Source organism: Streptomyces echinoruber, from assembly GCF_014651135.1.
In the GTDB taxonomy this organism is placed as follows: Bacteria; Actinomycetota; Actinomycetes; order Streptomycetales; family Streptomycetaceae; genus Streptomyces; species Streptomyces echinoruber.
Genome location: NZ_BMWH01000029.1, coordinates 60,031 through 70,979, shown reverse-complemented (window position 1 = coordinate 70,979; position 10,949 = coordinate 60,031). Strand labels below are relative to the sequence as shown.

General features: G+C 71.4%; 10 protein-coding genes. 6 read left to right on the top strand and 4 right to left on the bottom strand.

The window, feature by feature from the left end; all coding sequences use genetic code 11:
- Window positions 1–172: 172 nt before the first annotated feature.
- Window positions 173–892 (top strand): phosphatase PAP2 family protein, encoded by a 720-nt coding sequence (locus IE225_RS27110; protein ID WP_190060253.1) that lies wholly within the window; start codon window positions 173–175, stop codon window positions 890–892.
- 242 nt (window positions 893–1,134) lie between these two features.
- Here the strand turns inward: IE225_RS27110 and IE225_RS27105 are convergent, their stop codons facing one another.
- Window positions 1,135–2,730 carry an FAD-binding oxidoreductase gene (locus IE225_RS27105; protein ID WP_190060252.1) on the bottom strand — a complete coding sequence of 532 codons (1,596 nt, stop codon included), beginning with the start codon at window positions 2,728–2,730 and terminating at the stop codon, window positions 1,135–1,137.
- Window positions 2,731–3,261: 531 nt separating this feature from the next.
- Between IE225_RS27105 and pstS the strand changes: the two genes are divergently transcribed.
- The 4 genes from pstS (at window position 3,262) to pstB (ending at window position 7,432) form a co-directional block, all read left to right on the top strand.
- On the top strand, window positions 3,262–4,389 hold the full coding sequence (gene pstS, locus IE225_RS27100) for a phosphate ABC transporter substrate-binding protein PstS (RefSeq protein WP_190060251.1): 1,128 nt from the start codon (window positions 3,262–3,264) through the stop codon (window positions 4,387–4,389).
- Between the two features lie 150 nt (window positions 4,390–4,539).
- Window positions 4,540–5,547: a phosphate ABC transporter permease subunit PstC gene (gene pstC / locus IE225_RS27095; RefSeq protein WP_190060250.1), complete on the top strand. Its 1,008-nt coding sequence runs from the start codon at window positions 4,540–4,542 to the stop codon at window positions 5,545–5,547.
- Complete coding sequence (gene pstA, locus IE225_RS27090) at window positions 5,544–6,608, top strand: phosphate ABC transporter permease PstA (RefSeq protein ID WP_190060249.1); 1,065 nt, start codon at window positions 5,544–5,546, stop codon at window positions 6,606–6,608. The genes pstC and pstA overlap by 4 nt, the downstream gene beginning before the upstream one ends.
- 47 nt (window positions 6,609–6,655) lie before the next feature.
- Window positions 6,656–7,432: a phosphate ABC transporter ATP-binding protein PstB gene (pstB, locus tag IE225_RS27085; protein ID WP_190060248.1), complete on the top strand. Its 777-nt coding sequence runs from the start codon at window positions 6,656–6,658 to the stop codon at window positions 7,430–7,432.
- 814 nt (window positions 7,433–8,246) lie between these two features.
- Here the strand turns inward: pstB and IE225_RS27080 are convergent.
- Complete coding sequence (locus IE225_RS27080; RefSeq protein WP_190060247.1) at window positions 8,247–9,245, bottom strand: inorganic phosphate transporter; 999 nt, start codon at window positions 9,243–9,245, stop codon at window positions 8,247–8,249.
- Between the two features lie 7 nt (window positions 9,246–9,252).
- Complete coding sequence (locus IE225_RS27075) at window positions 9,253–9,873, bottom strand: DUF47 domain-containing protein (RefSeq protein WP_190060246.1); 621 nt, start codon at window positions 9,871–9,873, stop codon at window positions 9,253–9,255.
- 325 nt (window positions 9,874–10,198) lie between these two features.
- Between IE225_RS27075 and IE225_RS27070 the strand changes: the two genes are divergently transcribed.
- Window positions 10,199–10,555 (top strand): metal-sensitive transcriptional regulator, encoded by a 357-nt coding sequence (locus tag IE225_RS27070; RefSeq protein WP_190060245.1) that lies wholly within the window; start codon window positions 10,199–10,201, stop codon window positions 10,553–10,555.
- An 88-nt stretch (window positions 10,556–10,643) separates the two neighbouring features.
- Here the strand turns inward: IE225_RS27070 and IE225_RS27065 are convergent, their stop codons facing one another.
- On the bottom strand, window positions 10,644–10,862 hold the full coding sequence (locus IE225_RS27065) for a hypothetical protein (RefSeq protein WP_190060244.1): 219 nt from the start codon (window positions 10,860–10,862) through the stop codon (window positions 10,644–10,646).
- Between the last annotated feature and the right edge of the window lie 87 nt (window positions 10,863–10,949).

Here is a 10,949-nt window from a genome sequence, read left to right as displayed (position 1 = left end):
GAACGTATCAAACGAAGCCGTGCGTTCCTGTTGACGTAGCCGGACGGACGTCGAACGGGGCACGGCCAGCTCGTCGCGCCGACAGCGGACGCGGATCTACAACCACGGGGGTGGGCAGGAGCGGCGCACACAGGGTGCGCCCGGAGACACACGACGAAGGGGCCGCAGCACCATGGCTGTACTCGCCGCATCGGCGCCACTCGCCGAATCCGGGTCCAACCCCGACGTCAACCTGCTCTACGACGTCAACGGCCTGGCCAAACAGGCGCCGCACTGGTTCGACCGGGTGGTGTCGTACATCGGCGAGTACGGGCTGCTCGTCGCGATGGTGCTGCTGGTGCTGGGGTGCTGGTGGTCCGTACGGCGGCGGGCGGCCGAGGACACGGTGCCGACCATGGCCGCGCTGGTGTGGGCACCGCTGGCCGCCGCGCTCGCGGTGCTGGTCAACGTGCCGATACGGGGGTTCGTGGAGCGGCCGCGGCCGTTCCTGGAGCACCGGGGGCTCGACGTCCTCGTATCCGGCAAGACCGACTACTCGTTCGTGAGCGACCACGCGACGATCACCATGGCGCTGGGCGTCGGGCTGTTCGTCGCGCACCGCAGGTTCGGCCTCGCCGGGATCGGGCTCGCCCTGGCCGAGGGCTTCTGCCGGGTGTACATGGGGGTGCACTACCCGACCGACGTGGTCGGCGGATTCGCGCTCGGGACGGCGGTCGTGCTGCTGCTGTCGCCGGCCGCGGTGGCGGTGCTCACGCCCGTGCTGCGGGCGGTGGAGCGCTCGCCCCGGACGGGATGGCTCGTGCGCAGCAGGAGGCGGGAGCCGGTGGGCGCCGCGGACGCGGTGATCTCCGAGGCCGCGGGCGGGCGCGGGGAGCGCGATCTGGCGGCGTGAGGCCCGCGGGCGGGCGCGGAGAGTGCTTGATTCGGTGGTGTGAGGTCCGTGGGCGGGCGCCGAAAGCCGCTTGATTCGGTGGTGTGAGGTCCGTGGGCGGGCGCGGGGAGCGCGATTCGGTGGCGTGAACCCTTGCGCCCCGCGTTCTGCACGCGGGGCGCGCCGGTCCGCGCCGGTCCGCGCCGGTCCACGCCGGTCCGCGGCGCCCGCGGCGCCCGCGGCGCCCGCGGAGGCACCGCGGTCTACAGCGCCTGCGGGAAGTCGAAGAAACGCTCCGGGTCGTACCGGTGCTTCAGCTTCGCCAGCCGGGTCGCCGCGTCCCCGTAGTACGCCGTGCGCCAGTTCCGCAGGCCGGGGTCGGTGTAGTTCTGGTAGGCCGCGCCGGAGGCGTACGGCCGCATCGCCGCGTGGGCCGAGGCGAGCCAGGCGCGGGCCGTGTCGCCCGCCGTGCCCGCCGGCCAGGAGACCAGGTACTGCGCCAGCATCCGGGAACGGCGGTGGACGAAGGCCGTGGCCGTGGGGGAGACGCGGTTCACCGCGCCGCCCAGCGCCGTGAGCTGGACGGTGCCGGAGCCGCCCCGCACGGCGCGGACGCGGGACAGCAGCTGCTGGATGCCGGCCGCCGGGAGGGAGCGGTCGTAGAAGTCGGAGACGGCGGCGTACGTCTCGCGGCGCAGGGCGCCCTGCGGGGAGCGGCCCGGGGTGGAGCCGGGCAGGTGGCACTGGGCGTCGGTGGGGAAGGAGGAGCAGCCGGCGTAGGCCTCCATCGCGCCCTCGTAGGAGTGGCGCCGCAGCGAGACGCCGCTCGCGGGGGCGCCGGCGCGGTCGGCGAGGCGGTCGACGGCGTTCTGCAGTTCGCCGTACGTGCCCAGGGAGAAGGCCGCCACGGAGACCGTCGGGGTGTGGCCGGGGGAGCAGGACAGGTGCAGCGCGGACCAGATCTCGTCGGGCTGGGCGGGGCCCCACTCCTGCCAGGCCCGCAGCACCGCCGCCGCCTTCGCCCAGGGCCAGGTCAGGTGCGCGGAGACGGCCTGCGGGGCGGGGTGGGTGCGGAAGTGGAGCTCGGTGACGACGCCGAAGTTGCCGTTGCCGGCGCCGCGCAGCGCCCAGAAGAGGTCCGGCTCGTGCCGCGCGTCCACCGTCAGCTGCCGGCCGTCCGCCGTGACCAGTGTGGCCCGGGTGAGGCTGTCGCAGGTCAGGCCGTAGGCGCGGGAGACCACGCCGTGGCCGCCGCCGAGGGTGAGGCCGGATATGCCGACCGTGGGGCAGGAACCGGCGGGGATGGTCGCGCCCTTCGCGGTGAGCGCGCGGTAGACGTCGATCAGCTTGGCGCCGGCGCCGATCACCGCCTGGCCGCCGCCGGCGCGGATCCGGTCCAGGCGCGACACGTCGAGGATGAGCCGGCCGTTGCCGGAGGAGTAGCCCGCGTAGGAGTGGCCGCCGTTGCGGACGGCGACGCGCAGGCCGTGGGCGCGGGCGTACGCCAGGGCGGTGCGGATGTCGTCGGCGTGCGCGACGTACGCCACCGCGGCGGGCGTGAGGGAGTCGAAGCGGGTGTTGTAGAGGCGGCGGGCGGTGCTCCAGGCGGCGTCGCCGGGGCGGACCAGGGTGCCGTCCAGGTCGCGGGCGAGGGCCGGCCAGTCGGGGGCGGCCGCCGTGGCGCGGGTGCCCGCCGGCCCCGTGCGGGCCGTGGCCGCCGTACGGACCGTCGCGGCCGTGTCCCGTGTCCGTGCCGTCCGGGCGGCCGCCGTGCCGCCGCCCGTACCGGCGCCGCACGCGCCGACCGCCGTGGCCGCGAGCGCGGCCGCGCCGCTCGCGATGACCGTCCGCCGTTCCATGGATGACTCCCGCCTTCCGCCTGCCGTCGTGGAGCCAGACGGGTTTCCGTACCCGGTGGGTTCCACGGGGGCGGGCACGGTTCGGGCACGGTTCGGGCATGGGGTGCGCGGGCCGGCGGCCGGGGTGACGATCAGGGTGACGGCCGGGGTTACGGCCAGGGTGTCGATCAAGGGACCCGGCGGCCCGGGGACGGCCGGGCGGCCGGGGCGGCGCCGAGGGGATCGGCGCCTTCGCCGCCGCGGCGTCCACCGCCCGTAACCTGCAGGTCGGAACCTTCGCGTGCTCTCCCCGTGAGCATTCCGTGATCTCACCGCACTGACGCCAGGGGTTCACTCTCCGTTTACTTACGACCTTCGGCCGCTTCACCTGTTCTGCCTAATTTCGGCCGTACCGGTGCGGAGTGCGGCCCTGCGACGCGCTCTCGCATCAGCCCGCACCCGCAGCCTGAGAGAGCAGTCTCACAGGACTCGCACACGACTTCGCACGCCGCCGACGACGGGGCGGCGGCTCCTGGAAGGAACCTCCGAAAAGTGAAGCTTCAGCGCAAGAACCGGCTTCGCACCCTTTCGCTCGGTGCTGTCGCGGTCTGTGGCGCCCTGGCGCTCTCGGCGTGCGGCTCCGACGACACGGGTGGCAAGGACGGCGGCAGCGGCAACTCCACGGCCAACGCCAGCTCCATCAAGTGCGACAACGCCAAGGGCCAGCTGCTGGCCGACGGCTCTTCCGCGCAGAAGAACGCCATCGACGCCTGGGTGAAGCAGTTCTCCGCCGCCTGCGGCGTGCAGATCAACTACAAGGGCGGCGGCTCCGGCGCCGGCGTCACCGCGTTCACCCAGGGCCAGGTCGCCTTCGCCGGTTCCGACTCCGCGCTGAAGCCCGAGGAGGTCACCGCCTCCAAGAAGGTGTGCAGCGGCGGCCAGGGCATCGACCTGCCGATGGTCGGCGGCCCGATCGCGGTCGGCTACAACGTCCCGGGCGTCGACCACCTCGTCCTGGACGCGCCGACCCTCGCCAAGATCTTCGACAGCAAGATCACCAACTGGAACGACGGCGCCATCAAGAAGCTGAACCCGAACGCGAAGCTTCCCAACCTGAAGATCCAGGCCTTCCACCGCTCCGACGAGTCCGGCACCACGGACAACTTCACCAAGTACCTCAAGGCCGCCACCCCCGAGAACTGGCCGTACTCCGGCGGCAAGGCCTGGCAGGCCAAGGGCGGCCAGTCCGCCCCGCAGTCCTCCGGCGTGGCCCAGCAGGTCAAGCAGACCTCCGGCGCCATCGGCTACTTCGAGCTGTCCTACGCCAAGGACGGCATCAAGACCGTCGACATCGACACCGGCGCCGCCTCCCCGGTCAAGGCGACCGTCGCCAACGCCTCCAAGGCCATCGCGGACGCCAAGGTCGTCGGCACCGGCAAGGACCTGTCGCTGCAGCTCAACTACAAGACCAAGGCCGACAACGCCTACCCGATCGTCCTGGTCACCTACGAGATCGTCTGCGACAAGGGCAACAAGCCCGCCACCCTCGCCGCCACCAAGGCCTTCCTGCGCTACATCGCCGGCGAGGACGGCCAGAAGATCCTCGAGCAGAACGACTACGCGCCGATCCCCGACGCGATCATCAGCAAGGTCCGCAGCACCATCGAGACCCTGAGCTGACCTCAGGTGCGATCCGGCCCCGGACCGCGGGCACCCGAACGGGCGCCGCACCGGGGCCGGACCGCACCGTCCGGTGCACCGCCGCCTGAAGCCCCGCCTGCCGCGCGGGCTTTTGCAGACCGGAGAACCCCGATGGACCCGATGGACCCGATGGACACACCCACCCAGACAGCCGACGCACCTCCCCGCACCCTCCGGCCGTCCCCGGCCGAGCAGAAGCGCGCCGCACGCGGCGCCACCCGCCCCGGAGACCGCATTTTCCTCGGCCTCTCCCGCGGCTCGGGCATCCTGCTGCTGGTGATCATGGCCGCGATCGCGGTCTTCCTCACCTACCGCGCCGCCCTCGCCCTCAGCAAGGACGACGCCAACTTCCTGACCGCCTTCGAGTGGAACACCGGCCTGGTGCCGCCGAAGTTCGGCATCGCCGTCCTGGCCTTCGGCACGGTCGTCTCCTCGATCATCGCCATGGTCATCGCGGTCCCGATCGCGGTCGCCATCGCGCTGTTCCTCACCCACTACGCCCCGCGCCGCCTCAGCGGCCCCATCGCGTACGTCATCGACCTGCTCGCCGCCGTGCCGTCCATCGTCTACGGCCTGTGGGGCGCGCTGATCCTCGTACCGCACATGAACGGCCTGTTCGGCTGGCTCGACGACTACCTCGGCTGGACCGGCGTCTTCTCCTGGGACCAGGGCCCCCCGCGCTCGATGCTCACCGTCGGCGTCCTGCTGGCGATCATGATCCTGCCGATCATCACCAACGTCAGCCGCGAGGTCTTCCGCCAGGTCCCGCGGACGCACGAGGAGGCGGCCCTGGCCCTCGGCGCCACACGCTGGGAGGTCGTCCGCATGGCCGTCCTGCCCTTCGGCCGCTCCGGCGTGATCTCCGCCTCCATGCTCGGCCTCGGCCGCGCGCTCGGCGAGACCATGGCCGTGGCCACCGTGCTCTCCCCGGACTTCGACCTCCACGCCAGCCTGCTCAACTCGGGCGGCGGCACCTTCGCCCAGAACATCGCCAGCAAGTTCAGCGAGGCCACCGAGTTCGGCCGCGACGCGCTCATCGCCTCCGGCCTGGTCCTGTTCGTCATCACCCTGCTGGTCAACGGCGCGGCCCGGGCCATCATCGCCCGCCGCAAGGAGTACTCGGGGGCCCACGCATGAGCACCGCGGCAGTCGTCACCGGCAAGCACGCCGGCTCCCTGCGGGGCGCCCGCCTGCCCAAGTGGGCCCCCCTGGCCATCGCGGCCGTCTCGATCGCCCTCGGCCTCGGCATCAGCGCCGCCGCCGGCCTGCACAGCAAGATCCAGTGGGCCCTGATCGCCGCGCTCCTCCACGTCGTGGGCACCTACGGCATCGCCGCCCGCGTGGAGGGCCGCCGCCAGGCCAAGGACCGCGTCGCGACCTCCCTGGTGTGGGTCGCCTTCCTGCTCGCGGTCGTGCCGCTGGCCTCCCTGGTGTGGTCGACCGTGCGGCGCGGCGTGAAGGTCCTGGACCTCTACTTCCTGACCCACTCCATGGGCGTCGTCGCCGACAGCGAACCGGGCGGCGGCATCTACCACGCCATCATCGGCAGCCTGGAGCAGATCGGCCTCGCCACCCTGATCGGCGCGCCCATCGGCGTACTCACCGCGATCTACCTGGTGGAGTACGGGCGCGGCCGGCTCGCCAAGTCCGTCACCTTCTTCGTCGACGTGATGACCGGCATCCCGTCGATCGTCGCGGGCCTGTTCATCCTCAGCATCATGCTCATGCTCGACCTGCAGCCCTTCGGCTTCGCCGGCTCGCTGGCCCTGGCCATCCTGATGATGCCGGTGGTCGTCCGCTCCACGGAGGAGATGCTCAAGCTCGTCCCGAACGAGCTGCGCGAGGCCTCCCTCGCCCTGGGCGTGCCGAAGTGGCGCACCATCCTCAAGGTGGTCCTGCCGACCTCGATCGGCGGCATCACCACCGGCATCATGCTGGCGGTCGCCCGTATCGCCGGCGAGACCGCGCCGGTCCTGCTGCTCGTCTTCGGCAACCCGTTCATCAACAACAACCCGTTCGAGGGCGCACAGGCGTCGCTGCCGCTGTACATCTACCAGCAGTACTCGCAGAGCGCCGGTTCGCCCCACGCGTTCAACCGCGCGTGGGCGGCCTCCCTCACCCTGATCGCCTTCGTGATGATCCTCAACCTGGCGGCCCGCGGCATCGCCCGCTGGAAGGCCCCGAAGACCGGTCGCTGACGGCGGCCACCGAAGCGACCGAAGACTCTGGAAGTGAAGTAGCGAACATGGCCAAGCGAATCGACGTCAGCGGACTCACCGCCTACTACGGCTCCCACAAGGCGATCGAGGACATCTCGATGACGATCGAGCCGCGGACGGTGACGGCGTTCATCGGGCCGTCCGGATGCGGCAAGTCGACGTTCCTGCGCACCCTCAACCGCATGCACGAGGTCACGCCCGGCGGGCGGGTCGAGGGCAAGGTCCTGCTCGACGACGAGGACCTCTACGGCGCCGGGGTCGACCCGGTGTCCGTACGCCGCGAGATCGGCATGGTGTTCCAGCGGCCCAACCCCTTCCCCACGATGTCGATCTTCGACAATGTGGCGGCCGGGCTGCGGCTGAACGGCATGCACAAGAAGAGCGAACTGCAGGACGTCGTGGAGAAGTCGCTGCGGGGCGCGAACCTGTGGAACGAGGTCAAGGACCGGCTGAACAAGCCCGGCGCCGGCCTCTCCGGCGGTCAGCAGCAGCGGCTGTGCATCGCGCGGGCGATCGCCGTCGAGCCGAAGGTCCTGCTGATGGACGAGCCGTGCTCGGCGCTCGACCCGATCTCCACGCTGGCGATCGAGGACCTCATCGGAGAACTGAAGGAGCGCTTCACGATCGTCATCGTGACGCACAACATGCAGCAGGCCGCGCGCGTGTCCGACCGGACGGCGTTCTTCAACCTCGCCGGAGTGGGGCAGCCGGGACGGCTCGTCGAGATCGACGACACCGAGCGGATCTTCTCCAACCCGTCGGTGCAGGCGACCGAGGACTACATCTCCGGCCGGTTCGGCTGAGCCGGGGCGTCGACCCGGCCCGACCCGACCCGACCCGACTTGACTCGGTGCCGGTGCCGGTGCCGGTGCCGGTGTCGGTGCTCGGTGGTGACTCCTCGCGGTGCTGCATGGCGGTGCCACCGCGAGGCCGGGAAGGGCCCGCCCCTGGGGTTCGGGGGCGGGCCCGTCCGTGTTTTTTGCCCACCCGCCCGCCCGTCTCGGTGGGGCACATGCCCCGCCACGGGGCTCTGCCCCGGACCCCGGCGGGGCGCTCCGTCCCGGGGCCCGGCCGGGGGTTGCGTCCCGGATACCGGGCGGGGGCTGCGCCCCTGCGCCCCCGGGAGGTTTCCCGCCCGCCCACCCGTTTCGGTCGGACAGAAGGCCCCGCCACGGGGCTCCGCCCCGGATCCCGGGCGGGGGCTGCGCCCCCGGGGGTTTCCCACCCGCCCGTTTCGGTCGGACAGAAGGCCCCGCCACGGGGCTCTGCCCCGGACCCCGGGCGGGGGCTGCGCCCCGGGTCCCAGCGGGGCGCTCCGCCCCGGGTCTCGGCCGGGGACTGCGCCCCTTGCGGCCGGCGGGAGCTGGGGATCGGACTCCGGCGGGGTTGTGTTCCGGGACCCGGCGGAGTGTGTGCGCCCCTGCACCCGGCGGAGTGTGTGCGCTCCCGCACCCGGCTGAGGGTGTGCGCTCCCGCACCCGGCTGAGGGTGTGCGCTCCCGCACCCGGCTGGGTGCACCCCCGGGCGGGGTTCCCCGCAGCCCCGGCGGGCGCCGCGCCCCGGACCCCGGCGGGAGGCCTTGCCCCCGCCATCACGGCGGGCTCGCGGGCGTTCGCCCTACAGCACCGCCAGTTTCACCACTCCGAAAGCCAGCGCAGCGACCACCGCGGCGGCCGGCATGGTGATGAACCAGCCCAGGACGATGTTCTTGGCGACGCCCCAGCGGACGGCGTTGACGCGCTTGGTCGCGCCGACGCCCATGATGGCGGAGGTGATGACGTGGGTGGTGGAGATGGGGGCCTTGAAGAGGAACGCGGTGACGAACATGATCGACGCGCCGGTCGTCTCCGCGGCGAAGCCCTGGGGCGGGTCGAGTTCGATGATCTTGCGGCCGAGGGTGCGCATGATGCGCCAGCCGCCGGCGTAGGTGCCGAAGGACAGCATCACGGCGCAGATGATCTTGACCCAGACCGGGATGGGGTCGCCGAAGTTCTCGTGGCCGGCGATGACCAGGGCCAGGACCACGACGCCCATCGTCTTCTGGGCGTCCTGCAGGCCGTGGCCCAGGGCCATGCCCGCGGCAGAGACGGTCTGGGCTATGCGGAAGCCGCGCTTGGCCTTGTGGGGGTTGGCCCGGCGGAAGATCCACATGATCGCCGTCATGACCAGGTAGCCGGCGATCAGGCCGACGACGGGGGACAGGAACATCGGAATGATGATCTTGTCCAGCACGCCGTTCCAGTGCACCGCCGTGCCGCCGGCGAGCGCCGCGCCCACCATGCCGCCGAACAGGGCGTGGGAGGAGGAGGACGGCAGGCCGAAGTACCACGTGATCAGGTTCCACGTGATCGCGCCCACCAGCGCGGCGAAGAGGATGCCCATGCCCGTCGAGCCTTCGGGCGTCTGGATCAGGCCCTCGCTGACGGTTTTCGCCACGCCGGAGCCGAGGAAGGCGCCCGCCAGGTTCATGACCGCCGCCATCAGCAGGGCGGCCCGTGGCGTGAGCGCACGTGTCGACACCGAGGTCGCGATCGCGTTGGCGGAGTCGTGGAAGCCGTTGGTGTAGGTGAAGAAGAGCGCGACCGCGATGGTCACGACCAGGGCGAAGGTGTCCATGGACGGGTCAGGACTCCTTGACGGCGATGGTCTCCACCGTGTTCGCCACGTGCTCGAACGCGTCCGCCGCCTCCTCCAGCACGTCCACGATCTGCTTGAGTTTGAGCACCTCGATGGCGTCGTACTTGCCGTTGAAGAGGTGGGCCAGGAGCTTGCGGTGGATCTGGTCGGCCTGGTTCTCGAGGCGGTTGACCTCGATCCAGTACTCGGTCAGGTTCTCCATGGTGCGCAGGTTCGGCATGGCCTCGGCGGTGAGTTCGGCCGCGCGCGCCAGGACCTCGATCTGCTGCTCGACACCCTTGGGCAGTTCCTCGATGTTGTAGAGGACGACCAGGTCGACGGCCTCCTCCATGAAGTCCATGATGTCGTCGAGGGAGCCGGCGAGGGCGTAGATGTCCTCGCGGTCGAACGGCGTGATGAACGAGGAGTTCAGCTGGTGGAAGATCGCGTGCGTGGCGTCGTCACCTGCGTGTTCCGCGGCCCGCATACGCTCTGCGATCTCGGCTCGGGCGGAGCTGTCCGCTCCGAGCAGTTCCATCAGGAGTTTCGAGCCGGTGACGATGTTGTCCGCGGAGGCGGCGAACATGTCGTAGAAGCTCGTCTCCCTGGGGGTCAGACGAAAGCGCACGTGGGGTCCTCGAGGTCCTTCGGTTTTCGGTCAGGCTGATGCTAGGCGCATCATTCGGCCACGGCTATGGGCCCTCCCCAGTGTCGCCCATCGGACAGGATGCTCGGCACGGGGCATGCGTAGTGCCCTGTACCCGGCGAAAGCGGCTACCATATACCCAGGAGGGGTATGGATTCCGGGGCCGCCAGGGGAGAGGCCCAGAGGTCCAGGGAAGAGGCCCGACGGAGAGACCCGGGGGCTTGCCCGCGGAGCTGCCCGTGGAAGAGGCTGCCCGGCACCTGCGCAGAGGCCGGGTGAGACCGAGATGGCTGAGAGGAAGGCCGCGATGACGACCACCGACGCCGACGGCGCGGCGCCCGCCGGGAGCACCGCGCACGCCCCCGAGCACTCCGCGCACGCCACGTACGGCTACCACCAGCACAAGGACGAGCACCTCAAGCGGCTGCGCCGGATCGAGGGACAGATCCGCGGCCTGCAGCGGATGGTCGACGAGGACGTCTACTGCATCGACATACTCACCCAGGTCTCCGCCTCGACCAAGGCGCTGCAGTCCTTCGCGCTGCAACTGCTGGAGGAGCACCTGCGGCACTGCGTCGCCGACGCGGCCCTGAAGGGCGGCAGCGAGATCGACGCGAAGGTGGAGGAGGCGACGAAGGCCATCGGGCGGCTGCTGCGCACGTGAGAAAGCGCACGTGGCGAAGCGTGTGTGGCGAAACGCACGTGAGAAAGTGCACGTGCGGGGCGGTGCGGCGGCCGGTACGGGCGGTGGTTCAGCGCCCCGGCCGCGGGGCGTCGCCCGTGCGGGGGGCGGGGGCGGGGCGTGGATGTTCACGCTCCTCGGCGACCCTCAGCACCCGGTCTATGCTCTCCAGGCTCAGCCGCTCCCCGCGGGCGGCCGAGGCGGCGATGATGAGGTCCCCGCACAGCTCTATCTCGGCGAGGGCCACGTGGTCCTGAACCGCCGTACCGCCGACCGGAGCCACGCGCATCACCTCTTTTCCGCCGTCAACCCCTCCTAGGGTCCCTCCTAGGGTAGGGAGCGGCCTCGGCGCCGCGCATGGCACGTACGGGCTAGT

Excerpts from the sequence above, each read along its gene's own strand:
- IE225_RS27080 (WP_190060247.1), bottom strand. The coding sequence starts at position 9,245 with ATGGACACCTTCGCCCTGGTCGTGACCATCGCGGTCGCGCTCTTCTTC.
- IE225_RS27070 (WP_190060245.1), top strand. The coding sequence starts at position 10,199 with ATGACGACCACCGACGCCGACGGCGCGGCGCCCGCCGGGAGCACCGCG.
- pstA (WP_190060249.1), top strand. The coding sequence starts at position 5,544 with ATGAGCACCGCGGCAGTCGTCACCGGCAAGCACGCCGGCTCCCTGCGG.
- IE225_RS27110 (WP_190060253.1), top strand. The coding sequence starts at position 173 with ATGGCTGTACTCGCCGCATCGGCGCCACTCGCCGAATCCGGGTCCAAC.
- pstB (WP_190060248.1), top strand. The coding sequence starts at position 6,656 with ATGGCCAAGCGAATCGACGTCAGCGGACTCACCGCCTACTACGGCTCC.
- IE225_RS27065 (WP_190060244.1), bottom strand. The coding sequence starts at position 10,862 with ATGCGCGTGGCTCCGGTCGGCGGTACGGCGGTTCAGGACCACGTGGCC.
- IE225_RS27105 (WP_190060252.1), bottom strand. The coding sequence starts at position 2,730 with ATGGAACGGCGGACGGTCATCGCGAGCGGCGCGGCCGCGCTCGCGGCC.
- pstC (WP_190060250.1), top strand. The coding sequence starts at position 4,540 with ATGGACACACCCACCCAGACAGCCGACGCACCTCCCCGCACCCTCCGG.